The sequence below is a fragment of the Streptomyces sp. NRRL S-337 genome, assembly GCF_000720175.1.
Taxonomy (GTDB): domain Bacteria; phylum Actinomycetota; class Actinomycetes; order Streptomycetales; family Streptomycetaceae; genus Streptomyces; species Streptomyces siderophoricus.
In genome coordinates this window covers 1-24,755 of the sequence record NZ_JOIX01000021.1, presented here as the reverse complement: position 1 = coordinate 24,755, position 24,755 = coordinate 1, and the positions used below count along the sequence as shown (strand labels likewise).

Annotated in this window: 20 protein-coding genes; 7 read left to right on the top strand and 13 right to left on the bottom strand. The window is 71.8% G+C overall.

Annotation, left to right across the window (positions count from 1 at the left end; translation table 11 throughout):
- Positions 1-81: 81 nt before the first annotated feature.
- Complete coding sequence (locus IG62_RS0117655; protein WP_030803298.1) at positions 82-891, bottom strand: LysR family transcriptional regulator substrate-binding protein; 810 nt, start codon at positions 889-891, stop codon at positions 82-84.
- A 59-nt stretch (positions 892-950) separates the two neighbouring features.
- Here IG62_RS0117655 and IG62_RS0117650 point away from each other — a divergent pair, with 59 nt between their 5' ends.
- Positions 951-1,346, top strand: coding sequence for a DUF5997 family protein (locus tag IG62_RS0117650; RefSeq protein WP_030803296.1), 396 nt, complete (start codon positions 951-953; stop codon positions 1,344-1,346).
- A 175-nt stretch (positions 1,347-1,521) separates the two neighbouring features.
- On the opposite strand, the gene IG62_RS0117645 is transcribed toward IG62_RS0117650, so the two are convergent.
- Both IG62_RS0117645 and IG62_RS0117640 read right to left on the bottom strand, forming a co-directional pair.
- Entirely contained in the window at positions 1,522-2,475 is a 954-nt protein-coding gene (locus IG62_RS0117645; protein WP_158795052.1) for an SMP-30/gluconolactonase/LRE family protein, read from the bottom strand.
- Positions 2,476-2,685: 210 nt separating this feature from the next.
- A complete protein-coding gene (locus IG62_RS0117640; protein WP_030803290.1) occupies positions 2,686-3,093 on the bottom strand; it encodes a DUF3224 domain-containing protein in 408 nt (135 codons plus the stop codon).
- A 116-nt stretch (positions 3,094-3,209) separates the two neighbouring features.
- Here IG62_RS0117640 and IG62_RS0117635 point away from each other — a divergent pair, with 116 nt between their 5' ends.
- The 5 genes from IG62_RS0117635 (at position 3,210) to eccCb (ending at position 10,736) form a co-directional block, all read left to right on the top strand.
- Positions 3,210-4,181 carry a helix-turn-helix transcriptional regulator gene (locus IG62_RS0117635; protein WP_030803287.1) on the top strand — a complete coding sequence of 324 codons (972 nt, stop codon included), beginning with the start codon at positions 3,210-3,212 and terminating at the stop codon, positions 4,179-4,181.
- A gap of 207 nt (positions 4,182-4,388) precedes the next feature.
- Entirely contained in the window at positions 4,389-5,084 is a 696-nt protein-coding gene (locus IG62_RS0117630; protein WP_030803284.1) for an LPXTG cell wall anchor domain-containing protein, read from the top strand.
- Between the two features lie 92 nt (positions 5,085-5,176).
- Positions 5,177-5,716, top strand: coding sequence for a hypothetical protein (locus IG62_RS0117625; protein WP_030803280.1), 540 nt, complete (start codon positions 5,177-5,179; stop codon positions 5,714-5,716).
- A 163-nt stretch (positions 5,717-5,879) separates the two neighbouring features.
- The gene (locus IG62_RS43265) at positions 5,880-6,335 is read left to right on the top strand and encodes a hypothetical protein (RefSeq protein WP_030803277.1); all 456 of its coding nucleotides are present in this window, start codon (positions 5,880-5,882) and stop codon (positions 6,333-6,335) included.
- A 51-nt stretch (positions 6,336-6,386) separates the two neighbouring features.
- Entirely contained in the window at positions 6,387-10,736 is a 4,350-nt protein-coding gene (eccCb, locus tag IG62_RS0117615; protein WP_030803275.1) for a type VII secretion protein EccCb, read from the top strand.
- 103 nt (positions 10,737-10,839) lie between these two features.
- Here eccCb and IG62_RS0117610 read toward each other — a convergent pair whose 3' ends face one another.
- The 10 genes from IG62_RS0117610 to IG62_RS0117565 all read right to left on the bottom strand — a co-directional run bounded on the left by IG62_RS0117610 (position 10,840) and on the right by IG62_RS0117565 (position 22,153).
- The gene (locus IG62_RS0117610) at positions 10,840-11,556 is read right to left on the bottom strand and encodes a hypothetical protein (protein WP_030803272.1); all 717 of its coding nucleotides are present in this window, start codon (positions 11,554-11,556) and stop codon (positions 10,840-10,842) included.
- Positions 11,553-12,722 (bottom strand): tryptophan 7-halogenase, encoded by a 1,170-nt coding sequence (locus IG62_RS0117605; protein ID WP_051798190.1) that lies wholly within the window; start codon positions 12,720-12,722, stop codon positions 11,553-11,555. Before IG62_RS0117605 ends, IG62_RS0117610 begins: the two co-directional genes overlap by 4 nt.
- On the bottom strand, positions 12,719-14,737 hold the full coding sequence (locus IG62_RS0117600; RefSeq protein WP_030803267.1) for a LodA/GoxA family CTQ-dependent oxidase: 2,019 nt from the start codon (positions 14,735-14,737) through the stop codon (positions 12,719-12,721). Before IG62_RS0117600 ends, IG62_RS0117605 begins: the two co-directional genes overlap by 4 nt.
- Before the next feature lie 202 nt (positions 14,738-14,939).
- The gene (locus IG62_RS0117595) at positions 14,940-16,502 is read right to left on the bottom strand and encodes a GMC family oxidoreductase (protein ID WP_030803264.1); all 1,563 of its coding nucleotides are present in this window, start codon (positions 16,500-16,502) and stop codon (positions 14,940-14,942) included.
- Between the two features lie 240 nt (positions 16,503-16,742).
- Entirely contained in the window at positions 16,743-17,564 is an 822-nt protein-coding gene (locus IG62_RS0117590) for a VOC family protein (RefSeq protein WP_030803261.1), read from the bottom strand.
- A gap of 84 nt (positions 17,565-17,648) precedes the next feature.
- A complete protein-coding gene (locus IG62_RS0117585; RefSeq protein WP_030412736.1) occupies positions 17,649-18,269 on the bottom strand; it encodes an L-threonylcarbamoyladenylate synthase in 621 nt (206 codons plus the stop codon).
- Between the two features lie 174 nt (positions 18,270-18,443).
- On the bottom strand, positions 18,444-19,034 hold the full coding sequence (locus IG62_RS0117580; protein WP_030803258.1) for a GTP-binding protein: 591 nt from the start codon (positions 19,032-19,034) through the stop codon (positions 18,444-18,446).
- A complete protein-coding gene (locus tag IG62_RS0117575; protein ID WP_030803255.1) occupies positions 19,021-19,386 on the bottom strand; it encodes a DUF742 domain-containing protein in 366 nt (121 codons plus the stop codon). Before IG62_RS0117575 ends, IG62_RS0117580 begins: the two co-directional genes overlap by 14 nt.
- Entirely contained in the window at positions 19,383-19,784 is a 402-nt protein-coding gene (locus IG62_RS0117570; protein WP_030412739.1) for a roadblock/LC7 domain-containing protein, read from the bottom strand. Before IG62_RS0117570 ends, IG62_RS0117575 begins: the two co-directional genes overlap by 4 nt.
- Positions 19,781-22,153, bottom strand: a complete 2,373-nt coding sequence (locus IG62_RS0117565; protein WP_051798187.1) for a nitrate- and nitrite sensing domain-containing protein — start codon at positions 22,151-22,153, stop codon at positions 19,781-19,783. Before IG62_RS0117565 ends, IG62_RS0117570 begins: the two co-directional genes overlap by 4 nt.
- Before the next feature lie 411 nt (positions 22,154-22,564).
- On the opposite strand from IG62_RS0117565, the gene IG62_RS0117560 reads away from it, so the two are divergent.
- Positions 22,565-24,562, top strand: coding sequence for a SpoIIE family protein phosphatase (locus tag IG62_RS0117560; RefSeq protein WP_078872064.1), 1,998 nt, complete (start codon positions 22,565-22,567; stop codon positions 24,560-24,562).
- The last annotated feature ends 193 nt before the right edge of the window (positions 24,563-24,755 follow it).

Genomic DNA, 24,755 nt, shown 5'->3' with positions numbered 1-24,755 from the left:
ACCACGGCGCGCGCCAGCCCGGCGGGGCCAGCCGGGTCGCCGGGGCCCCGGCGGCCGCGTACGGGGGAGGTGCGGGGCTCGCTAGGAGCGGCGGCGCGGTTTGCCGCTCCTGCCGCTTCTGGCGCTCTTGCCGCCCTGCGGGCCTCCGGTGCCCCGGCGCCCGGCCCCGGCCGGCTTGCCGCCCGCCTTGCCGGCCGCCGCACCGGCGGCGGGCTTGCGCCGGGCGCCGCCCGATTCGGCACGCTTGGCCTTCGGCGACTGTTCGGGGGCGGCGGCCGGGCGACGGCCGCGGGAGCTGTTGACCGTGCGCCCGCGAACGATCCCGATGAAGTCCTCGACCATGTCGGTCGTGGCCTCCTGCGGCCAGGACAGCGCTACCCGCGAGGCGGGGGTGTCCGATACCGGCCGGTAGGTGAGGTCCTTGCGGTGGTGCAGCCGGGCGAGGGACTGCGGGACGACGAGGAGGCCCACCCCTGCCGCCACCAGCTCGATGGCGTCCGCCGTGGTGGCGGGCCGCTCGAACGCGGGCAGTCCCGGCGGACGCTCCCAGTCGAGGGTGTCGTCGAGGGGGTGCAACAGGATCTCGTCGGCGAGGTCCTCGGCGCTGACCTCGTCGACCGCCGCCACGAGGTGGTCCTTGGGAATCACGACCACCGTCGTCTCGGTGTAGAGCGGGATCGCGGCCAGGTCCGTCCGGTCGACCGGCAGACGCACGAAACCCGCGTCGGCCTCGCCGCTCCGCAGCACCTCGAAGGCGTCGGCGGCGGGCACCTGCACGAGGGTGAGGGGGATGTCGGGCAGCCGCTCGTTCCAGATCCGCACCCACTTCGTGGGGGTCACTCCCGGGACGTAGGCGAGCCGGAACGAAGGGGATGCTTCCGAGCCTGTCACGCCGCCAGGGTAACCGGTCGTGGTCGGCGGTAGCGCATACGCTCGATATCCTTGGCTGCATGACGTCGCACCAAACCACCCAGACGATGAAGCCCGCCACCGCGGCGAAGAAGCTGGGTGTGTACCTCGAGGCCACCCCCGCCGAGTTCCAGGAGGGCGTCGTCTCGCGCGCCGAGCTGAACGCCTTGCAGGCCGATCCGCCCAAGTGGCTGCGGGAGCTGCGGCGCAACGGCCCGCACCCCCGGCCCGTGGTCGCGGCGAAGCTGGGCATCTCGATCTCCGGTCTCGCCCGTGGCGGCATCACCGAGGCGCTCACCACGGAGCAGATCGACGCGCTGAAGGAGGAGCGTCCCGAGTGGCTGGAGCGGGAGCGCGCCACCCAGGCCGACGTCCGCAAGGAAGCGCAGCGCGTCAAGGAGAAGCACCTCCAGGACGAGAAGAAGAAGCAGGCCTGAGGCTTGCCCAGGGGGCCTGACCCGCGCTCTTGAGGGTCGCCCCACCCATCTGTCCGCACCCGGTCCGCACGACGCCCAGCAGGGCGCCCATGGCGGTCCGGGTGCGGTTTTTCCATCCGGCCGGGCCTACCCTGGGCGACCCTTGTTGCACATTGCTTGCAGCTGATAACGCCCGTCAGGCGATCCGCACGCTGACGATGCGGCCCGAGGCCTCGACGACGAACAGCTCGTGGCGCGGATCGTGCGTGCCGAAGCCGAGGGGCACGCGGACACTGGTGGGCATCCGCAGACCGCTCACCAGGACGCAGGACCGGCCGGTGACCGGGTCCACCCGGAGGAGTTCCCCGGCACGGAACGACGCGACGACCAGATCGCCCCGGAACGACGTGAGGTCGTCGAGGAGCTTGGCGTCCCAGGGGTGGCGGCTCAGCTCGGTGACCGTGGTGTGGCGGGCCGGGTCCTTCAAGGGGATGCGGACGATCGGCGACGCGGTGCTGGTGAGGACGCTCGCGTAGAGCTGGTCGCCGACGATCTCCAGGCCGTTGGTGCCGAAGACGGAGGCGGCCCGCGTCCACCGCTCGTCCGGGGTCCCGTCCGGGCGGAACTTGAGGACCCCGGTGGCAAGTTCGCGGCTGACGTAGAGGTTGCCGGCGGCATCGACGGCCTGGCCGTTGATGCCGGACAGCCCGTCCACGACCCGCTCGGCCCTGGGGCGGGCGGCGGCCGGGTCGAAGCGCAGGATGCCGCTCCCCAGGCCCGTGGTCAGCGGATTCACGCCGTAGTTGACGTACATGAGGCCGTCCGGGCCGCGCCGGATGCCGCCGGGGCCGTTGACCGGGAGGGTGACCTTGAGCGTGCCGCCGGGGGCGTAGCCCTCGACCCGGTGCTGGGTGACGTGGGAGACCCAGAGGGTGCCGTGCCCGTCGAAGGCCAGGTTCTCCCGCCAGTCCAGGAGCGGTATGCCGCCCGGCCGGAAGACCTCGACATGCGTCCGCGCGCCGCACGGCTGTGCGGATGTAGCCCCCGGTGCGTGCCGCCCGGATGCCGCCGCCGGCGGTTGCGCACCGCCGAGCAGCAGCCCGGACAACAGCACCGTCACCGCGACCGCCGCGCTCCCACGACGCCCCATCCTCGCTGCCTTCCGCTCGCCTGCTCGCCCGTTCATCGTTTGCCGCTGGTCGATCTTCGCTGTTCGCTGTTCGTTGTTCGTTGTTCGTTGTTCGTTGTTCGTGCGCCAAGTCTGCTTGGTGAGTGGGGAGTTGGGGAGGGCGTTTCCGGCACATGGTGATGTCCGGTAATCAGCGGTGCGGCGGGTCCGCCCTCGCCCGGCGGCCCGTGGTCAGCCCAGGTCGTAGCGGAAGGTGTACGCGACGGAGGGGGCACCCGGCTTGGCGGTGTAGCTGCCGGTTCCGCTCAGTCCGGTCAGTTCGCCGGTGGCCGCGCCCGGTACGACCTCGAAGGTGCAGTGCACCGCCCCGTCGGGCTCGAACGAGCCCCGCTCCTCGACCACGAAGGTGCCCTCACGCCCGTCGAGCCGGCCGGCCAGGACCTGCATGCCGGTGAAGGTGCCGGTCTTCTCGGTGACGTAGACGATGGTGTACTCGCAGTCGGTGTCGGCGGCCTCGATGCCGCCGGAGAAGGCGTTGGTGACGGAGGCGTGGGCGAGCTTCGGGCTGGTCTCGCTCCGGCCGACCGTGCGCTCCTCCCAGTTGGCGAAGGTGAAGTGGCCGGTGGTCTGCGTGGGCATGGTGGTCCTCTGTTCGGCCGGCGGCACAAGCTCGTGCCTGCGGTGGATGACCATCATCGGACCCGTACCTGACACCTTCTGTCAGGTACGGCGGAGGACCACGGGACAATGGCCCCATGCGCGCCGACCGGCTCCTCTCCCTGCTGTTGCTGCTCCAGAATCGTGGGCGGATGACCGCTCCCGAACTCGCCGCGGAACTGGAGGTGTCGGTCCGTACGGTCTACCGGGACGTCGAGGCGCTGATCACGTCGGGCGTACCGGTGTGCGTCGACCGCGGACCCACCGGCGGGTACCGCCTGATGGACGGGTACCGCACCCGGCTGACCGGGCTCACCGACGCCGAGGCGGGCGCGCTGTTCCTCGCCGGAATGCCGGGGCCGGCGCGCGATCTGGGTCTCGGGGCCGTGCTGGCGACCGCTCAGCTGAAGTTGCAGGCGGCGCTCCCGGCGGATGCGGCGGACAGCACCCGGCGCATCCAGGACCGGTTCCACCTGGACGCACCGGCGTGGTTCCGGGACGCCGATCCGGTACCGCATCTGGCGCCGGTCGCCCAGGCGGTGTGGGAACAGCGCATCCTCCGTGCGCACTACCGGCGTTGGGGCGGTGAGGTGCACCGGGAGCTGCACCCGCTCGGCATCGTCCTCAAGGCCGGGCTCTGGTACCTGGTGGCGCGGGCGGACGGGACGGTGCGGACGTACCGGGTGTCGCGGCTCCTGGCGGTCGATCTCACCGACGAGGTCTTCGAGCGGCCGGCCGGGTTCGATCTGGCCGCCTATTGGGAGGAGTCCTCCCGGCGGCTGGAGGCCGCGCTCCACCAGGGCACGGCCCGGCTGCGGATCTCCCCCCGGGCGCAGCGGCTGCTGCCCATGCAGTTCGGTGCGCTCGGTACCCGGGCCCTGGAGAGCGCGGAGCCGCCGGACGGGGACGGCTGGGTGGAGGTGGAGATGGCGGTCGAGGGGGAGGCCGTCGCAGTGAGCGATCTCCTCCGGCTGGGCAGGGAGGCGGAGGTGCTGGGCCCGGCCGGGCTGCGGCAGGCGATGGCCCGGGCCGTGGCCGTACTGGCGGAGCGCTACGCCTCGGCGTCCTGAGCCCCCGCGCACCGGGCGCCCGGCGCGTTCGGCACGCGTCCGGCACGCGTCCGGCGGGCGCATACCCAATTGTTATGCGAGACCTATGGGGATGAGAGAGACATCGGATGGCATAAGTGACGTGAGGCGCCTTGACGGGTTCCTGAGGTCCCCAGGAAGCTGAGCCGCCCCCCACGGCAACGTTCCCCTTTTACCGTTGGAATGCCCATGCGCCCGCTTGTTTCCGCAGGCTCGCTCACGGCCGCCGTGGCCGCGGCCCTGCTGACCGCCCCTTCCGCTTACGCCGCGCCGCCCGGCGACAACGGCACCGTGAAGATCCACGACGCCAAGACCGGCGTCGAACTCCGCAAGAACGAACCGCACGTCTGCACCTTCTACCTCGACTCCTTCGGCTTCGACGGTGCCCAGCAGGTCGACTGGCACATCGAGGCCTGGGCCCCGACCGCCCACACCAAGGGGGAGACGGTCACGTCCGGTTCCCTGACGCTGGACGGCGAGGGACACGGCCGGACGCAGGACCTGTCCCTGCCCGACGGCCACTACAAGCTGTTCTGGAACTTCGCCGGCGAGCACGGCCGGGCCAAGCACAAGGTCTTCTGGACCGACTGCAAGGACGCCGGCGGGCCCGGCGCCGGCAAGCCGTCGGCGTCCGCCACCGCGGGCGGGCCGGCCACCAAGCCGAGCGCCTCGCCGACCTCCTCCGCCCCCGCGGGCACCACCCCGACGTCCTCGGCGGCCGCGTCCGCCGCGCCGTCGCCGTCGCCGTCCCGCTCCGCGCAGAGCGGCGACCTGGCCGAGACCGGTAACGGCGCGCCCGTCGGTCCGCTGTCGGCCGCTGCCGCCCTGTTCGTGGCGGGCGGCGGCTACCTGGTGTTCCGCCGCCGCAAGGCACAGCAGCACTGATCCGGCCGGTGCCTCGGGCTCCTGGTCGTGCCCCTACGGGCGCGACCAGGAGCCCGGCCGGCATTGTCAGTGGCAGCGGTTAGCTTGTGACCATGAACGTGATCGTGCAGGAGATCCCCGGCGATGACCGCCGTTTCCCGCCCGCGCTCGCCGAAGTGGCCAAGGCCGACTTCGACTTCGGCGACGACGGCGAGGGCGTCGACTTCGAGCCGTTCGACGCGTTCGCCTCGGCCGAGGAGACCACCGACTGGCTGCGTCACTGGACCGGCAACGACGAACTCGACGGGGACGCCTTCCGGTTCTTCGGAAGGGACGGTACGGGCGGCCGGGCCGCCATATGGTCCGCCCGCCCGGGGCGTCCGCTCGCCGAACAGCCCGTGGTGTTCCTGGGCTCGGAGGGCGAGTGCGGCGTGGTGGCCGGGGACCTGTCCGGGTTCCTGTGGGTGCTGGCCGACGGCTTGGGGCCGGTGGAGGCCGTGGTGTTCGACCGCGACGCGCGCCCGGACCCGGCCCTGGCCGCCCTCGCCGAGCGGTATGCGACCTCCCCGCGCCGGACGGCCGAGCAGATCATCGAGGAGGCCGACGCGGAGTTCCCCACCTTCTGTGAGGACATCGACGCCCTCTGCCGCTGAGCGCTCCGGGGACCACCTCCGCGGGCGGGCCGCGGGGACCACGTCCCCGATCCGACCCCGCACCTCACCAACCTTCCTGACCTGCAACCGAGTTGGGTCCCCCAGTCGTCTCACACGGCGCTGCTGCTGCCTCTAGAATCCGCAGCAACGGGAAGGGTGGCTCATGACGATCACGGGGGACGTCACCGTCGTCGTGCACGACGAGGACGCCGATGCGCAGGAACTCGACGAACTGACGCGAGGGCTCCTGGAGGAGTTGCTGGCGCTGGATCTGCCCGATGTGGCGCGCGGGCAGGAGCCCGGGGCGGTGGGCGGCAAGAGCGGGGTGGTGTCGTCACTCACGACGGTGGTGGTCAGCGGCGGGTTCTCGGTCGCCGCGCTGCGGTCCCTGACGCTCGTGGTGCGGGACTGGATCAAGCGCAGCGGGGCCCGCAAGGCCGTGCTGGTCAGCGGGGAGCGGCGGCTGGAGATCGAAGGGGTGTCGAAGAAGACGCAGGAGGCGGTGGTGGAGGCCTGGATCCAGGCGCTGGCCGCCGACGACGGGCCGGGCGCGGGCACCGCACCGCTGTCGGAACCGTCCACGCCGGCGGCCCTTGAGGGGTCGGCGGAGGGCGCCTGATGGTTCGTCACCATGCCGTCGCCCGGGCGGCGGTGAGCGCGGGAGGATCGGGTGGGTGAACGACGTGCCCTGCTCATCGCCACCGAGCGCTATCTCGACGACTCGCTCCCCCAGCTGCGGTCGCCGGTGCATGACGCCCGGAAGCTGGCCGCGCTCCTCGAAGACCCCGACGTCGGGCAGTTCGATTTCGTCCAGGTGCTGGTCGACGAGTCGAAGGCCGTCATCGAGGAGGCCGTCGAGCGGCTCTTCCAGGCCCGCGGGGTCGACCTCGCCCTGGTCTACCTGTCCTGCCACGGGCTGAAGGACGGCCGGGGGCGGCTGCACTTCGCGACCGTCAAGTCCAGTCACGAGATGGTCCGGGCCAGCTCGGTCTCGGCGGAGTTCATCAAGGAGTCGATGGAGTACAGCCGCGCCAAGCAGAAGATCGCCCTGCTGGACTGCTGCTTCTCCGGTGCGTTCGGTGCGTCCAAGGGCGGTGCGGACGCCGAGGACATCCCCCGGCAGTTCGTCGACCGCGGCAGCTATGTGATCACCGCCGCCAACTCCGTCCAGGAGGCCCTGGAGGACGAGACCCCGGGAGCCGGCGCGGCCGAGTGGAGTTCGGTCTTCACCCGCGCGGTGATCGACGGCCTCACCACGGGCCGGGCCGATCTCGACGAGGACGGCTGGGTCACGGCGCAGGAGCTGTACCAGTACGTGGCCGAGGTGGTCGCCCGTACCCACGAGCAGAAGCCGACGTTCTTCGGCAGCGACATCCAGGGCGGCAGCCGGCTGCGGCTGTCCAAGGCGGCCGCGCACGCCCACCGGCCGTTCCCGAGCCTCACGGAGACCGAGGGCCCCTCTCCCCTGACGACGCTCGACCAGTTGCTGCCGCCGCTGGTGGTGACCGAGGAGCGCGGGCTGTCGGCGGTGGGCTGGCGGGACAGCGGCCGCCTGATCACCCCGGTCGGCCGCTCGCACCGCACGGAGGGCCGCCGGGTCCGCACCCACTGCGTGGATCTGTCCGGAGGCGCCGGGCATGTGGCGGTGGCCGGCGGTCCGCGCAGCGGCAAGACGCTGCTGCTGCAGACCCTGGTGACCTCGCTGGCCCTGACGCACACCCCGCACGAGGTCGAGTTCCACTGCCTGGACTTCGGTGGCGGCGGACTGCGCCGGCTGACGCACCTGCCGCACGTCCGCGGCATCGCCCACCGGCAGAACCCCGACGAGGTGCACCGCATGGTGGCGCACGCCGTCTGGCTCAACACCCTGCGGGAGAACCAGTTCGGGCAGCTGCCGTCGATCGACTCCATCGAGGCGTACCGCGGTGCGCGGGCCCGCGGCGAACTCGCCGACCAGCCGGTGGGCGATCTGTTCCTCCTGGTCGACGGCTGGTCGGAGTTCGCCGACAACTTCCAGGACCTCGCGGTGGCGCTGCGGGGCATCGGGTCGACGAGCCTGCGGCACGGCGTGCACCTCGCGGTGACCACGCCTCACTGGTCGGCCCTGCCCAAGTCGCTGCTCGACGTGATGCTGACCCGCTTCGAGCTGGCGCTCAGCTCCCCCGACGAATCCCTCGTCCACCCCGAACCGGCCGCGCGGCTGACCCCGGCGACCCCCGGGGTGGCCCTGTGCACCGACCGGACCGAGAAGCGGTACGTACACATCGCCCTGCCCCGGACGGACGGCCTCACCACGGTGGACGATCTGGCGACGGCGGCCGCCGCACTGGGGCAGCAGGCCCGCGGCGGCTGGTCACGGTCGGCGGCCGACGACATCGCGCCACCCGTTTCCCGGGTCGCGGACCAGCTCGATTTCACCCAGCTGATGGGAATCGGGGATCCCGGGACGTTCGACGCCGCCCAGGCGTGGCGGCCGCGTACCGCGCAGGAGCGGTTGCGGGTGCCGATCGGCATCGGGCCGAACGGGCAGCCGGCCGTGCTCGATCTCAAGGAGGCCGCGCAGGGCGGGATGGGCCCGCACGGGCTGTGCGTCGGCTCGACCGGCTCCGGCAAGTCCGAGCTGCTGCGCACCCTGGTGCTGGCGCTGGCCGTCACGCACTCCTCCGAGAACCTCAACTTCATCCTGGCGGACTTCAAGGGCGGCGCGACCTTCGCCGGTTTGTCGCTGCTGCCGCACGTGGCGGCGGTGATCACCAACCTCGCCGACGACACGGCCCTGATCGACCGGATGCGGGACGCGATCACCGGCGAACTCCAGCGCCGCCAGGAGCTGTTGCGGGACGCCGGCAACTACCCCAACGTCACCGCGTACGAGAACGCCCGGGCCGCCGGCGCGGACCTGCTGCCGCTGCCCTCCCTGGTCCTGGTGGTCGACGAGTTCAGCGAACTGCTCACGGCGAGGCCGAACTTCATCGAGATGTTCATCCAGATCGGCCGGATCGGCCGCTCCCTGGGCGTCCATATGCTGCTCGCCTCGCAGCGCCTGGAGGAGGGCAGGCTGCGGGGCCTGGACACCCATCTGTCGTACCGGATCGGGCTGCGGACGTTCTCCGCCGCGGAGTCACGGGCGGCGATCGGCGTACCGGACGCCTATCACCTGCCGAGCGCCCCGGGGTCCGGCCTCCTCCGCTACGACGGCGACGTCATGGCCCGTTTCAAGGCCGCGTACGTCTCCGGCGTCCACCGGCCTCCCGGCGGGACGTCCGACCCGCCGGACGCGCTCGCCGACACCGTCCTGGACGTACTGGTGCAGCGGATGGAGGGCCAGGGCCCGGCGGCGCACCAGGTGTGGCTGCCGCCGCTGGACGAGTCGCCGACGGTCGACCAGCTGCTGCCGCCGCTCACGGTGACACCCGCACGGGGCCTGCACGCGGAGGTGTTCACCCCCGGCACGCTCATGGTGCCCGCGGGGGTGGTGGACAAGCCGTACGAGCAGCGGCGCGACGTGCGGTACCTGGACTTCTCCGGCGCGGCCGGCCACGGGCTGTTCGTCGGCGGCCCCCGGTCGGGCAAGTCGACCGCGCTGCGCTCGGTGATCGCCGCGTTCGCCCTCACCCACACACCGCGTGAAGTGCAGTTCTACTGCGTCGATTTCGGTGGCGGCGGATTGCTCGACGTCGAGGGCCTGCCGCATGTCGGTACGGTCGCCTCCCGGCTGGACGCCGACAAGGTGCGCCGGACGATCTCCGAGATCGCGGGCCTCCTCGACCGCCGCGAGGAGTTCTTCCGCTCGCACTCCCTCGACACCATGGCCACCTACCGGAAGCGCCGGGCCGCCGGGCACTTCCCCGACGAGGCGTGCGGCGACGTCTTCCTGGTGCTCGACGGCTGGTCGTCGTTCCGGTCCGACCACGAGGAGCTGGAGCCCGCCGTCCTCGACATCGCCGGTCGCGGTCTCGGGCTGGGCGTCCACCTCCTCCTCGGCGCCAACCGGTACACCGAGATCCGGCCCGCGCTGCGCGATCTGCTGCTCAACCGGGTGGAACTGCGCCTGGGCGATCCGCTGGAGTCGGAGGTCGACCGCCGGCAGGCCGAGAACGTGCCGATCGGGCGGCCCGGCCGTGGTCTGTCGCCCGAGCGGGACCACTTCCTCGCCGCGCTGCCGCGGCTGGACGGCCATCCCGACCCCGACACGCTCGGGGAGGCCCTGTCGGACCTGGTGAGCGCGGTGCGCACGCACTGGAACGGGCCGGCCGCGCCCCCGGTCCGCATGCTGCCGGCCCTGCTCGCGGTCGATGCGCTGCCGCGGCCCGGCGAGGGCCCCGCCACCGGCATCCCGTTCGCCCTCGACGAGGCCACGCTGGCCCCCGTGCGCCTCGACTTCGAGACCGATCCGCTGCTGGTCGTCTACGGCGAGAGCGAGTCCGGCAAGTCGTCGCTGCTGCGCCTGCTGGCCCGGCAGATCGCCGAGCGCCACCCGACGGAGCGGGCGCTGCTGGTCGTCGCCGACTACCGCCGGTCCCTCCTGGGCGACGTTCCCGAGCGTCATGTCTCCCATTACTGCGGTATGGCACCCCAGTTGAAGGAGGTGATCGCCGGGCTCGCCGGTTCGCTGAGCCGGCGGATGCCCGGGCCGGACGTCACCCCCGAGCAGTTGCGCAAGCGCAGCTGGTACGACCTGCCGGACGCCTTCGTGCTCGTCGACGACTACGACCTGGTGGCGACCAGCAGCGGCAACCCGCTGCAGCCATTGCTGGAGTACCTGCCGTTCGCGCGCGATCTGGGGCTGCGGCTGATCCTGGCACGCAGCTCCTCGGGCGCCGGCCGGGCGTCGTTCGAGCCGGTGATGCAGCGCACCCTCGAACTGGGCGCACAGGGGCTGCTGTTGTCCGGCGACCCCGGTGAGGGGCACCTGGTCGGCAACCACCGGGCGCGCCAACTCCCGCCCGGCCGGGCGCTGTTCGTCAACCGCAAGCGGGAGGCACGGCTGGTCCAGACGGCCTGGTCCCCGCCCTCGTGAGGCGCAGCGCCCGTCCGGAGGGCCGATCAGTGCACGGACGCGTCCGTCAAGGGTGAGCGTGCCCGGACCGCGAGGGTCGCGGCCCGGGCACCTTGGAGGTCGGTCAGCTGTTGAGGCTGGTGTGGTTCCACCAGCCCTGGCGGCCCACGGTGAAGTCGAGGGTTGCCTCGTCCCCGTTGAGCTTGCCCTCGTACTGCTGGCCCTTCTTGAGCGGGCTCTCGATGAGCTTGCCGTGCGCGTCCTTGATCGACTCGATGACGAGGGTCGGGACCTTCTTCAGGGTCGCCGGGTCGATGACGGACATGGGGTCGATGGTGACCGCCTCGTCCCAGTTCGGACGGGCCGCGAGCTGGTGCGCGAGGTGGATCTCGTCGCCCTCCCCGAACATCAGGTACGTCAAGTACTCGGGGTAGGGGAGGTTGCCGAGCTTGCGGAAGTGGCGCACGTCCTCCTTCTTGCACTCCACCTCGGTCTCGGTCTTCGTCATCTGCTGGAAGTCGCGGTTCCCTTCCTTGTCGACGACGACCCGCTCCAGGTGGACCCTGAAGACCTTGCCCTGCTGGAGCTCCGGGAGCTCGAAGTGGTGCGGACAGCGCAGCGAGTAGAAGACCCGCTCGCTCTCGTGCTGCGCCAGGTCCTTGAGGTACATGTCCCGCAGCTCACCGTTGTCCTTGATGCTGAAGGTGAAGACCGCCTGGTAGTCGTGGCCGGACTGCGGGTTGTACAGCGCCAGGTGGTAGAAGAACAGCTTCTTCTTGCCGAGGATCAGGAAGCGGTGGATGTGCTCGTGTCCGGCGTGGCCGGCTTCGGGGGTGCTCATGGTGAGGTCGTGCCTTTCGTGTGGAGGGTGTTCGGGAGGGTGCGGGCGTCCGGAGGGGAGTGGTGCTGCCGTCGGGCCCAGAAGGGGCGGTCGGGCCAGCGGGTTTCCCGGGCGTGCACGACCCGGTGGTCGTGCCGGTAGGCCGTACGGGCCGTGGCGACCTGCGCCGCGTAGCCGGCCAGTGCCGTCCGGTCGCCGTGGAGCCGGGCGTGGACCGCCCGGCCCGCGCTCAGCCCGGTGTAGAGGGCGGTGAGGATGCCCTGGGAGCTGAGCGGGTCGAAGGCGGCCGCCGCGTCGCCGGCGGCCGTCCAGCCGTCGCCGTGCACCCGGTCCAGATGGGCGGTGTGCGCGGCGGCCCGGCGGGGTGGCGGAAGGTGGGTGAGGCCGTGCGGGCGGGCCCGGCCGACGACGTGCCGGGTGGCCAGCAGCCGGTCCCGGAACCGCTCGGCGCCGCGTCCGCCGGCGACGGGCAGATCGGGGTCGGTGAAGTAGGCGACCAGCCGGCGCCGGGAGGGCAGCAGGGCCGTGTACCACCAGCCGTCCGGGTCGGACTCGACCAGGGAACGGCCGTCGGCGGTGTGCTGCGCGGCCGGGTCCAGGGTCAGGTGGAGCGCGGTCAGCCGGTCCCCGGTCCGCCGCCGGGCGCCGGCGCGGACGGCGATCGCCGCACCCCGCCCGGTGGCGTCCACCACCCATCGGCAGTGGACCGTGCGTTCCTCGTCCCCGCGGGAGCGGTCGCGCAGGGCGAGCCGCCAGGTGCCGTCCGGTTGGCGGGCGGGGCGCCGTACGGCGGTGCGCTCGGCGAGGTCGGCACCGGCCGCGCGGGCGGCGGCGCGCAACCGCCGGTCGAACAGCCCACGGTCGAGGTGCCAGCCATGCCCGTACGGGTCGTGGAGGAAGTCCACGGCGTGCAGTTCGGCCGAGCCCCAGGCGGAGAGGTTGCCGTGGCAGGGCAGATGGCCGGCGCCCAGGACGGACCGGTCGACGCCGAGGTCGGCGAGGAGCAGCCGCGCCACGGGGACCAGCGCCTCACCGGCCTTGGGCGGTCCGGTGCCGGCGTCGGCCAGCAGGACCGTGCGCCCGGCCCGTACGAGGGCGAGCGCGGCGGCGCAGCCTGCCGGACCGCCGCCCGCCACCACGACGTCGTAGGCGGGCGCGGGGCTCACGGGGAGCCGTGCAGGGGGTCGAGCTTCTCCAGGTATCCGGCGGCGATCGCCGCCTCGTCGTGGCCGGTGGCCTCCTTGACCTCCTGGACCACCTGCTGCACGAGCATGGCGGAGACGTCCGCGGCGGCGACCTCGCCGGTCCACGCGTCGGCCGCGCCGGCCAGTTGGGGCGCGCCCGCCTCGGGCACCTGGATGTTGATGAGGTTGGCGTGGTCGGGGGCCTTCGGATATCCGGGCTCGGACTCCACCTGCATGAACCGGGGGAACTTCTCGTCGCCCACCTGGTATTCCTGGGTCCGGACGATCCCGAACTTGTACCAGTCGTCGATCATCTGGCGGCGCTGGACGTTGAAGTCGGTGCCCTTCAGGCCGCGCAGCCACACCGCCCGGTTCTCGAAGGCTTTCTCCCTGGCGCTGTCGTCATTGCCGGTCGGCTTGGTGTTGACGATGTCGAAGTCGGCCTGCTTCAGCACGTGGTTGGGAACCTGGGCGGGCCAGAAGGTCGGCAGATAGGGGCTGTAGCGGGGGCCGAGCCCGGCACGTACTTCATAGCCGGAGCGGCAGCTCGCCGCGTCGCACTGCCAGGGGGCGGCCATCCAGCGGGTGAGGTCGCCGGGCCCCTGCGCGTACAGCGGGCCGTTCTTGCCGAGGGCGTCCGCGAGGCTGAGCACATCGCCGTAGTCGCGTTCCGGGTTCTCCGGCGTGCGGTGCAGGATGCGGAACGGCTCGGAGTACATGGTCTTGTGCCGCACCGGCCAGGTGACCTCGCAGCCGGGATGGAAGGCGTCGGCGGCGCAGTTCTCCAGCGCGCCCCGGTCCAGCAGGCGCGGCTGCTCGGTGACGGGCGCCTGGTCGACGTCGGGGTAGCCGGTGCGGATCGGGCCGGTGGTGAAGTGGCCCTCGGCCCACTGCGCCAGCATCCGGTCCTGGGTGGGAGAGAGCGTGATGTGCTGCCGGACGGAGTTGGGCTTGCTGGCCATGGCGTCGCCGTAGAGCCACGGCCAGGGGACGGGGGAGATGCCGTCCCGGCAGTAGTCGCGCATCTGGACGTAGATCTGGCGACGGAGTTCGCGGCTGGCCTCGCCCGGGTCGGCGAGCCGCTTGCGGAGGGCCGGGTTGCGGAAGTCGTGCGGTCCCTGCCAGCCGAACTGGGTGGCGAAGCCGTGGTTGACCCACTGCAGATCGCAGAACCGGCCCAGCAGCGGTTCGATGTCGTCCGGGAACGAAGGCCGCTGCTCGACGGGCAGTGTCTGTTCGGTGACGAACACGTCGTACAGCAGGTCGTAGAGGGTGCGGACGGTCTTCACGCCGGGGGCGTAGTGCGGCGGGGCGACGACGACCCAGCTGGGGGTCGCGGCCTTCGTCGCGCCGTTGATCGTGACCTCCGCCGTCACCGGGCCGTCGGAGACGTCGTCGTACCAGGTGTCGTTGTTGGTGACACCGGTGATCGGCTTCTCCGGGGTGGCGTAGGAGGCCGACCTGCCGGCGCCTCCGACGACCAGGAGACGACCGTCCTGCTGGGTGGAGATGGACCCCAGGGAAACCGGTTTGTCCATGATCTTGCCGTCGAAGGTGGCGGTCTCCTGCGCGGAGGCACGGATGTCCTTGCGGCCGGGATCGATGACAAGTTTCTTCCGGTCCGCGCCCTTGACGTCGAAATTACGCCGGCGCCGCTGGGCGTCCGGCAGGGCGGCGGCTTCCGGGATGTCGAGCGGAATGTGGAACTGGTACCAGGCGGCCTTCTTGTTGGCGAGATGTACCGACCATTTGATTTCCGTCACGCCGTCCTGGCCCTGTTTGAGCTCCTTGACGACCTCCCCCTTCTCGTTGTAGCCGTAGATCCGGAATCGGGCGGCCTGCCGGACGACCTTGCCCGAGCTGTCCTTGTACGAGCCGGCCGGAAGTGCCGGCTGATCCGGTGATTCCGGGCCGATGAAGGGCTGCTGGTCGCTGTTGCCCACCCGGGCTATGCCGATGGCAGGGTGAATCTTTATTTGTACGATCCGATTGTCCATGGAAGAGCCTTCGTTCGGGTGGGGCCACACATGCCCACCGATGACTCAACCGTAGGAACACCTCAATGCGGACCGCGCTCCCGAGGCGTCACAATGAGTGCACGAATTCACCCTTCCGGCCGCTACCCGGCCCGTGTCGCCCGCCGTCAATTCACCGAATGTGACGGCGGGCGATATGCCTGCGGTTTTCCGGCCGGCGGGCTCAGACGGGCGCCGGGAGGTCGCGGATCAGGTCCGCCGCCTTTTCGGCGATCATGATCGTGGGGGCGTTGGTGTTGCCCCGTACGACGGTGGGCATCACGGACGCGTCCACCACCCGCAGCCCGCGCACCCCGTGCACCCTGAGGCGCGGGTCGACGACGGGACCGATGGCGCAGCTTCCCGCCGGGTGGTACAGGGTGTGCAGTTCGCGCCGGACGAAGTCCAGCAGGCCCGCGTCCGTCAGGGTGGCGGGGTGGCGGAAGTCGGCCCTGCGGTGCTTGCGCAGACTGGGCCGGTCAGCGATGTCCAGCAGCAGCCTGACCGCCCGGACCATGGTGTCCCGGTCCTCGTCGGTGGCCAGGTAGTTGTGCAGGATGCGCGGCTGTGCGCTGGGGATCGCGGAGCGCAGCGAGACCTTGCCCCGGCTGGTGGGGGTGAGCAGGGCCGCGCCCACCATGAACGCGTGGTCGGTGACCGCGCCGAGGCCCTCCTCGTGGAACATCACCGGGGCGGCGTGCACCTGGATGTCGGGGGCTTCGAGGCCGTCGAGGGTGCGGTGGAAGCCGCCGGCCTCGCCGACGTTGGAGGTGAGCGGGCCGGCCCCGTGGTTCTCCAACTGCCGTACCGCGTCCGGGTTTTCGGCGGACAGCAGGGACGGGGTGTCAGTCAGGAAGGTGAGGCCGACGTGCGGGTGGTCCTGGAGGTTCTCCCCCACCGGGAGGTCGACGCGGGCGGTGATGCCGTGGGCCGCCAGTTCCCCGGCCGGTCCGATCCCGGACAGCATCAGCAGCTGCGGGGAGTTGTACGCGCCCGCGCAGAGCACCACCTCGCGTTCCGCCCGCCGCCGCAGCAGCTCCCCGCCGCGGTCCAGCTCGACGCCGGTCGCGCGGTCGCCGTCGAACAGTACGCGGGTGCACTGGGCGCCGGTGAGCACGTCGAGGTTCGGCCGGGCCAGGGCGGGCCGCAGATAGCCGACGGCGGTGCTGCAGCGCAGGCCGTCGCGTTGGGTGAGGTGGTAGTGGCCGACGCCGTCCTGTTCGGGGCCGTTGAAGTCGGCGGTGAGGGGATGACCGGCCTCCTGCGCCGCCGCCACGTAGGCGGCCATCAGGGGGTGCCGGGAGCGGCCTTCGCTGACCGTGAGCGGCCCTCCGATGCCGTGCCAGACGGAGGGCGGCCCCTGGAAGTCCTCGGCGCGCAGGAAGTACGGGAGGACGTCGTCCCAGCCCCACTGTTCGGCGCCGCCGGCGGCCCAGGCGTCGTAGTCGCGCCGGTTGCCCCGGATGTAGACCATGGCGTTCATCGACGAGGAACCGCCGAGCATGCGCCCCCTGGGGAGGACCCGGCGGCGGCCGTCCAGTCCGGGTTCGCAGTCGCTGAGGTAGCGCCAGTCGTACTTCGTCTGGAACAGCTTGGCCAGCGCGGCCGGTACGTGGATCTCCCGGGCGTCGTCCGGCGGCCCGGCCTCGACGAGCAGGACCCGGACGTCCTCGTCCTCGCTGAGCCGGGCTGCCAGTACGCACCCCGCCGACCCGGCACCCACGATGATGTAGTCGTACACGTGCACCGTCCCGTCCCCTCCCCAACCGGTGGTGGAGCCCCCACCCAAGCCGTATCGGCCGGTCCTCCACACCGGGAAACCGGCCATTGTCGGACCGACGGGACGAAGGGGCCGAGACGAAGGGGCCGTGGGGGCGACCGGACCGGCGGGATCGACCGGACCGACGGGGTTTCCGTCTTTGACAGGGTGTCCGTATCCCGTGGGGTGTCCGTATCTGGCGGGGTGTCCGTATCTGGCGGGTGTCCGCTAGGCGTCGCTCATCCGCGGCATCTCGCCGGTCGTCGTGGTCGTGTCGATGACCGCGAAGGCCGCGCCCTGGGGGTCGGTGAGGGCGGCGAAGCGGCCGAAGGGGCTGTCCATGGGGCCGAAGTGCAGCCGGCCGCCGAGCTTCGTCGCCGCGGCGACGGCGTCGTCGCAGTTCGCGACGGTGAAATACACCTGGATGTAGGAGGGGATCTCGGCCGGGAATTCGTCGCCCATTTTCATCCGGCCGAGCACCGGATTTCCGGAGTCGCCGAGGCTGAAGACCTTGAAGTCCATGCCCTGGGCCTCGGGGTCGTCACCCGGATCGATCTTCTTCGCGGAATACGGGAACACCGCCTGGAGGAAGGCGTCGGCCTTTTCCGGGGCGCGGGTGAACACCTCGGACCAGCAGTACGCGCCGGGTTCGGCCACCTTCTCGAATCCGTGGTGTTCGCCGGCCTGCCAGACCCCGAGGACGGCACCGCTGGGCTCCCTGGCGAGCGTCATCGAGCCGAACGAGCCGACCTGCATCGGCTCCATGAGGAGGGTGCCGCCGGCGCCCTTGATCTTTTCTGCGGTCTTCGCCACGTCGTGGGAGGCGAAATACAGACACCATGCGGAGGGCACGTCGTCGCCGCCGGGCATCGGCGGGACGACGGCGGCGACGGCCTTGCCGTCGGAATACGCCTGGGTGTAATTGCCGAACTCGCTGGCCGCCTCGCCGAAGGTCCAGCCGAGCACCTCGCCGTAGAAGCTCTTGGCGCCTTCGACGTCCTTGAACATGGCGTCCGCCCAGCAGGGGGCGCCTTCCGGGAAATCGCTCATGGTGTGCCTCACTCCTTCCGACTTTCACGCTAGGCGCGCGGGCTGCGGTCCGCGCGCCGAACGGAGTGCGGCGCCCGTCGGTGGCTACTCGAACCGCGCGGTGTCGCCCGCGCCACGGCGTACGATCTCGGGTTCGCCGCCGGAGAAGTCGATGACCGTGGTCGGTTCGGTACCGCAGTCCCCGGAGTCGAGCACGGCGTCCACCACGTGGTCGAGTCGTTCCTTGATCTCCCAGCCCTGCGTCATCGGCTCGTCCTCGTCGGGCAGCAGCAGGGTGCTGGAGAGCAGCGGTTCGCCGAGTTCGGCGAGGAGGGCCTGGGCGACGAGGTGGTCGGGGATCCGGACGCCGACGGTCTTCTTCTTCGGGTGCTGCAGCTGCCGCGGGACCTCCCGCGTCGCGGGGAGGATGAAGGTGTAACTCCCGGGCGTCGCGGCCTTGATGGCGCGGAAGACGTCGTTGTCGACGTGCACGAACTGCCCGAGTTGCGCGAAGTTCTGGCACAGCAGGGTGAAGTGGTGGCGCTCGTCGAGGTTCCGGATCGACCGGATCCGGCTCATGCCGTCCCGACTGCCCAGCTGGCATCCCAGCGCGTAGCAGGAGTCCGTCGGATACGCGACGAGCGCGCCGGAGCGGATGCTGTCGGCGACGGTGGTGAGGGTGCGCCGCTGGGGGTTTTCCGGGTGGACATCGAAGTACTTCGCCATCCACCGAGTCTAGGTGATCGGGACCGGGCCGCCCCCGGTGGCCTGCCGGGCGGCGCCGGGGCGGTCGTCGGGGCGGCCGGGCGGCGCCGGGCGGGCGGTGCCGGGCGGGCGGCGCCGGGCGGGCGGTGCCGGGCGGCCGGATCACGGCCAGCCGCCCCGGCGCCGCAGGTGGTGTCAGACCGACGGGACCGGTTCCGCTTCGGCGATGAGCAGGTCCAGCAGCGACAGCAGGGCGCCGCGGACGTCCTCGCGGGAGCGGGCGTCGAGCATCAGCAGGGGCGTTTCCGGGTCCTTGAGGTGCAGGGCCGCCCTGATCTGCTCGGCGGTGTACGGCTGCTCGCCGTCGAAGCAGTTGGCGCCGACGACGAACGGCAGCCCGCGGTTCTCGAAGAAGTCGACGGCCGGGAAGCTGCGGTCCAGCCGCCGGGTGTCGACCAGGACGATCGCCCCGAGCGCGCCCGCCAACAGGTCGTCCCACATGAACCAGAAACGTTCCTGGCCCGGTGTGCCGAAGAGGTAGAGGACCACCCCGGCGTCGCTGAGGGTGATCCGGCCGAAGTCCATCGCGACGGTGGTCGCCGACTTGTCCTCGATGCCCTGGAGGTCGTCGACGCCGACGCCCGCGGCGGTCAGCCGCTCCTCGGTGCGCAGCGGCTCGATCTCGGAGATCGCCTCGACCAGCGTCGTCTTGCCGACCCCGAATCCACCGGCGATGAGGATCTTGACGGGTGACTCTTCCAGGGCGTCTGTGTCATATCCGGGCAAGGTTGTCCCTGATTTTCCTGAGCAGATGGACATTGGACGTTTCGGCCGCTTCCAGCGGCGGCCGGTGATGGATCAGACCGCGGTCCGCCAGCTCGCTGAGGAGGACCGCCATGGGCGTGAGGCGCATGTGCATCCGCGCGGCGATCTCGGCGACGGCCCGTCCGTTGGGCGGCCGGCACATGGCGAGGATGGCCTGCCACTCGGTGGACAGGCTGCCGTCGGCATCCGCCGCGACCGTCGCCGTGATCAGGGTGTCCATGGTCAGGACGGTGCGCGGCGCGGTGGTCCGCCCGTCGGTGAGGGCGTACAGCCGCGTGCGACGTCGCCGGGGCGGCTGCGGGCCGGCCGTCATGACGGCTCGGGGGCCGCGGTGCGCTCCGGGGTGCCGAGCCACTCCCCGAGCGCCTGCGAGGCCCGTACGACCTCACCGCCCAGCTCGCCGAGGCGGGCCTTGCGCGAGGTGACGACGATCAGCGTGCTGCCCTCGCCGCAGCCGACGAGGCAGAGGTAGCGGTCGTCCATCTCCACCAGCTGCCGGATCACCCGGCCGCCGCCGACCTCCCGGGAGATGGCCTTCATGGTGGCCGCGATGCCGGAGGAGGCCGCGGCTATCCGTTCGGCCTGGTCCCGTTCCAGCAGGTAGGCGCTGAGCCGGATCCCGTCGTTGGACAGCAGTACGGCGCCTTCGATGCCGGCGATCCGGCTCAGGTTGTTGTCCAGAATGCTGTAGATCATGTCGTTCGTCGTCATGGCTGGTCCTGTCGGAGCTCGATTTCCACTGTTTCGGTGCCCTGCTCGTAATCCGCCCAGGCGTCGGCCACCTCTTCGGGGGTCGCGGTGTCCTGGCCGGCCGGCTCCACGGTGCGGGGCTCGCGGAGCTGCCGGGCCATGTGCGTCTGGGGTACACGTTCCGGCAGCGGCGGCGGGGCGGAGCCGTCCCGGGTCAGCGGCCGGACCGTCGCCCGGGCTTCGGCGGGCTGACGGCGCGGCAGCCCGGGCCCGGCGGGCGCCCGTCCGGCAGGTTCGGCCGGTGCCACGGGGCTTGCGTGGAGGACGAGTTCGGGCTTGCGCTCCTCCTGTCGTGGCGGTGCGGGGGTGCGCGGGGACGGCCGTTCCGGCGCGGGGACACCCGGTGCCGGCGCGGCGGTGGCCGTCTCCTCGGTCCGGACCAGGTGGTCCTGGGGGATGATCACGATGGCCGCCGTCCCGCCGAACGCGGAGCGGCGCAGGGTGACCCGGGCCTGCAGCTGGTCGGCGAGGTGGCCGACCACGAAGAGGCCGAGCCGGTGGGCGTTCTCGGCGAGGACGGCGTACGGCGGGGCGGCGTGCAGCCGGGCGTTCATCTCCTCGTAGCGCTCGGCGGCGACGCGCGGGCCGCGGTCCTCGATCTCCACGGACAGTCCGTCCGTGACGAGTTCGGCCCGGATGGCGACCTTCGACGCCGGCGGGGAGAACCGCGTCGCGTTGTCCAGCAGCTCGGCGAGGAGGTGGCTGATCGCGCTGATGGACCGGGCCTCCACGCTGATCTCGTCGAGCGCGACCCGGTCGATCCGGCGGAAGTCCTCGACCTCCGCGGCGGCCTCCCGGAGCAGGTCGGCGACGCGCATGGGCTCGGTGTGCGGGTCGGTGATCTCGCCGCCGGCGAGGATCAGCAGGTTCTCGATCTGCCGCCGCATACCCACCGTCAGCTGGTCGGACTTCATCAGCTGGGCGAGCAGCGCCTCGTCGTGCCCGAAGGTGTCCTGGAGGTCCTCGGTCAGGCTGAGCTGGCGGCTGACCAGGTTTCCGGTGCGGGCGGCGATGCCCGCGGCGAACATGCCGAAGCCGTGCCGCTCGTCGGCGAGCTGCCGGTAGCCCTCGACGGACACCGTCACGGCCCGGGCGAACGCGTCGCTGATCCGGCCGACTTCGTCCCGTTCCCGCCCGGGTTCGGGCAGTGCGGCGGCATCTACGGGCCGGCCGCGCTGCAGCCGGTCGACGATGTCCGGGAGGGTCTTCTCGGCGATGGTGACGGTGCGTTCGAGCAGCCTGGCCATGCGGCGCAGCACCGTGCGGGTGGTGAAGACGACGACGGCCACGACGAGCAGCAGGCCGGCGGCGCTGCCCGCGACCATCCACCAGACCTCGGCCTCCAGCGCGTCGGCCGTGGCGTCGGCGTGCTCGATGACCCCTTGCACCCGATCGGAGTTGAGGTCGGTCAGCTGTGGGACGAGCTTGCCGTAGGCGGCCGGCCAGTCGCGCACCGCGCGGGGCAGGGCGACGCCGTTCGGGATGTCGTGGTGGTCGGCGAGGGCCGCGTCCTCGATGCGGGACATGGTCTTCCACGCGTCCGAGGCGGCGATCCGGGCATAGGCTTTCCGGCCGTCTTCCGGCAGATAGGGCACGATCGACGTGCCGTAGAGGAAGCGGTGGGCGCCGATGGAGTTGGTGAGTTCGCCGAACCTGGCCCCGTTCAGCCTTCGGGCCGGACCGGCGGACGCGAAGAGGGTGTCCTCGCGGGCGAGCACCTCGGAGGCCGCGAACAGCGCGACCACCGGCCGGCTTTCCTGCGTGAGCTCGGCGTCGTCCATGTTGCTGAACTCTTGGTAGACGCGGATCATCCGGCCGATCGCGTCGCTGTAGTAGCCGGTGACCCGGTCCGCGCTGCCGGAACGGGCATCCGTGCGCTCGCGGTAGGCGTCCAGCTCCCCGAGCTGTTTCTGCACCTCACGGACGTAGCGGTCGACCCGGTCGTCGTCCCGGGTGTCCCGGACACCGGCCGCCCGCTGGAACGCTGCGACGGCGCGGTCGGTGGCGGCGCGCTGACGTGTCAGGACGGTCCGCGCGACCGGCGAGCCGGCCCATCGCGCCGCCGTCATGCTGCGCTCGGCCTGCATCTGGGCCATGAGGTCGTACAGCGGCCGGCCGATCCGCTCACCGTCGGCCACGTCGGCGCGCAGGTTCGCGGACTGCTGCAGCAGCCGGTCGGCGGAGACGAAGACTTGGGCGCCCATCGCGACGGTGGGCACCACCGCCAGCCAGATGAGGAGGGTGCGCAGCCGGACCACACCCCGCCGGCGGTTTCTTGCTTGCTTTCGCTGGCCTTCGGGCGGCGGGCCCTCAGGGTCTGTGGGAGTCATCGGTCCTCGGGGGCGGAGACAGGGAACAGAAGACCATCAGCGGTTCGGCCGCTCCGCGTGGGGGAAACGGAAGGCGCCGGTCCGTGATCGTGAGGCCGTGGGGGTTGCCGATCATAACCAGCCACGACGCGAAAACGTGAGGTTGCTTCAATGATCATTACGTGCTAGTAGCCACCACAAGACCACGCGAACGGGACGCGGGAAAACGGGACTTCACCGCGCGTGCCGGCCCGCCGCCCGGACCGGCCGCTTCCCCGGTCGGCGCATCCGCGGGGACGGGGGCACGATGGAAGCCGGGGCAGTGGAAGGAGTGCCCGGGTGAGCGCAGCCGAAGACCCCGGGACCCCGCCGGCCGGCGACGGGCCCGAGGCCGGCCTGCCGGAGGGGCGGTGGTCCCCGCCGAGCGGGCTGATGGACCTCCTCGGCGTGGCCGCCGTGCTCGTGGACGCGGACGGCCGGATCGCCCTGTGGAGCCCGCAGGCCGAGGACCTCTACGGCTACACCGCCGAGGAGGCGCTCGGCAAATACGCCGCGCCACTGCTCGTGCACGAAGAGCACTGGGACCTGGTGCTGAAGAAGTTCGCCGAGGTCATGGAGACCGGCGGGAGCTGGGGCGGCACCTTCCCGGTCCGGCACAAGGACGGCACCGCACGCATGGTGGAGCTGCGCAACATGCGGCTGCTGGACGACCGCGGCGACTTCTACGCCCTCGGGCTCGCCACCGACTCACCGACCCTGCGCGAGCTGGAGCGGGACGTCGCGCTGTCCACCCGGCTGATATCCCAGTCCCCCATCGGGCTGGCGATCCTCGACACCGAACTGCGGTACGTGGCCGTGAACCCGGCCCTGGAGCGGATGCACGGCGTCCCCGCCGAGGAGCACCTGGGCCGGCACTACCGGGAGATCATGACCGCCCCGAAGTTCGAAGTGCCGGAGGCCGCGATGCGGCAGGTCCTGGCCACCGGCACCCCCATGGTCGACCAGACCACCATCGTCGGCCACACCCCCGCCGACCCCGGCCGGCTGCACGCCTGGTCCATCTCCCTGTACCGGCTGGACGACCCCCAGGGCCGGGTGCTGGGCGTGGCCGACCTCGTGGTCGACGTCACCGACCGGTACCAGGCCGCCATGGAGGCGACCGAAGCCCGCCGGCGGCTGGCCCTGATCGCCGACGGCACCGCCCGTATCGGCACCACCCTGGAGGTCCGGCAGACCGCCCGCGAACTGGCCGAGGTCACCGTCCCCGAACTGGCCGACGTCGCCACCGTCGACGTACTGGACTCCGTCCTCGACGAACACCGCCACGACGCCGCCGAAGGGCCCGCGATCTTCCGCGCCCTCGCGGTCAAGGCCGCCTACCCCACCGAGGCCGTCCAGGCCGCCGATCCCCCCGGCCAGACCGTCGCCTACGCCCCCGACCGCCTGGCCACCCAGTGCGTCCGCACCGGCCGCCCGATCCTGGTGCCCCGGACCGACGACCGGGACCTCGCACGCATCGCCCGCAACGCCCCCGCCGCCGCCCGGATGGCACGCGCCGGGGTGCACTCCTATCTGCTGGCCCCGCTCACCGCCCGGGGCCAGATCCTCGGCTTCCTGGGCATGTCCCGGGCCCGCACCCCGCAGCCGTTCGACGAGGACGACCTCGCGCTCGCCGGCGAACTGGCCGCCCGCGCCGCGGTGTGCATCGACAACGCCCGCTCGCACCAGAGTGTGCGCAACGCCGCCGAGACGCTCCAGCGCAGCCTGCTCCCGGACCACCCGCCGCAGCTCCCCGGCCTGCAGATCGCGTCCCGGTACCGGCCCGCACAGGCCACGTACGAGATCGGCGGCGACTGGTACGACGTACTGCCGCTGGACGGCGACCGGACCGCGCTCGTCGTGGGCGACGTCATGGGCAGCGGCATCGACGCCGCCGCGACCATGGGCCGGCTGCGCACCGCCACGAGCGCCTTCGCCGACCTCGATCTGGATCCGGCGCAGGTCCTGACCCACCTCGACAAGATCACCTCGGCGCTGGAGCACTACATCGCCACCTGCGTCTACGCGATCTACGACCCGCACCGCGCCGCCTGCCACCTGGCCACCGCCGGCCATCTGCCGCCCGTCCTCGTCCGCCGCGGCCATCACCCGACCTTCCTCGACCTGCCCACCGGCACCCCGCTCGGGGTCGGCGGCGTCCCGTTCGAGACCACCACGGTGCACCTCGCCCCCGGCGACCAGCTCGTCCTGTACACCGACGGCCTGGTCGAGACCCGCCACCACTCCCTCGACGAACGCCTGGAGACCCTCCTGCACCTGCTGGACGCGCCCGACCGCTCCCTGGAAGAAACCTGCGACCGCCTCCTCCGCGAACTACGCCGCCCGGAGGACCCGGACGACGTGGCGCTCCTCATTGCGAGTTGCATTTGACTCCCACGTACCCGTCTGTCCCGCCGTCGGGGTTTCTCGCCGTTGCGCTTTGCGGTGCCGCCGCACGTAGCTGGCTGTCCCGCCGCGGTGGTTGCTCGCCGTTGCGCCTGCGGCGGGCTGGGTGGGTGTCGGGTGCGGTGACGGGCCTGCGGGGCCGGTGTTTGGGACTGCTGTCGCTTTACGTCCCAAACAC

Bases quoted from the DNA above. Each gene is read 5' to 3' on its own strand.
- IG62_RS0117565 (WP_051798187.1), bottom strand. From the start codon at position 22,153: ATGACTCCCACAGACCCTGAGGGCCCGCCGCCCGAAGGCCAGCGAAAG.
- IG62_RS0117590 (WP_030803261.1), bottom strand. From the start codon at position 17,564: ATGAGCGATTTCCCGGAAGGCGCCCCCTGCTGGGCGGACGCCATGTTC.
- IG62_RS0117575 (WP_030803255.1), bottom strand. From the start codon at position 19,386: ATGACGGCCGGCCCGCAGCCGCCCCGGCGACGTCGCACGCGGCTGTAC.
- IG62_RS0117560 (WP_078872064.1), top strand. From the start codon at position 22,565: ATGGACCTCCTCGGCGTGGCCGCCGTGCTCGTGGACGCGGACGGCCGG.
- IG62_RS0117640 (WP_030803290.1), bottom strand. From the start codon at position 3,093: ATGCCCACGCAGACCACCGGCCACTTCACCTTCGCCAACTGGGAGGAG.
- IG62_RS0117570 (WP_030412739.1), bottom strand. From the start codon at position 19,784: ATGACGACGAACGACATGATCTACAGCATTCTGGACAACAACCTGAGC.
- IG62_RS0117610 (WP_030803272.1), bottom strand. From the start codon at position 11,556: ATGAGCACCCCCGAAGCCGGCCACGCCGGACACGAGCACATCCACCGC.
- IG62_RS43265 (WP_030803277.1), top strand. From the start codon at position 5,880: ATGACGATCACGGGGGACGTCACCGTCGTCGTGCACGACGAGGACGCC.
- IG62_RS0117585 (WP_030412736.1), bottom strand. From the start codon at position 18,269: ATGGCGAAGTACTTCGATGTCCACCCGGAAAACCCCCAGCGGCGCACC.
- IG62_RS0117625 (WP_030803280.1), top strand. From the start codon at position 5,177: ATGAACGTGATCGTGCAGGAGATCCCCGGCGATGACCGCCGTTTCCCG.
- IG62_RS0117635 (WP_030803287.1), top strand. From the start codon at position 3,210: ATGCGCGCCGACCGGCTCCTCTCCCTGCTGTTGCTGCTCCAGAATCGT.
- IG62_RS0117600 (WP_030803267.1), bottom strand. From the start codon at position 14,737: ATGGACAATCGGATCGTACAAATAAAGATTCACCCTGCCATCGGCATA.
- IG62_RS0117630 (WP_030803284.1), top strand. From the start codon at position 4,389: ATGCGCCCGCTTGTTTCCGCAGGCTCGCTCACGGCCGCCGTGGCCGCG.
- IG62_RS0117650 (WP_030803296.1), top strand. From the start codon at position 951: ATGACGTCGCACCAAACCACCCAGACGATGAAGCCCGCCACCGCGGCG.
- IG62_RS0117645 (WP_158795052.1), bottom strand. From the start codon at position 2,475: ATGGGGCGTCGTGGGAGCGCGGCGGTCGCGGTGACGGTGCTGTTGTCC.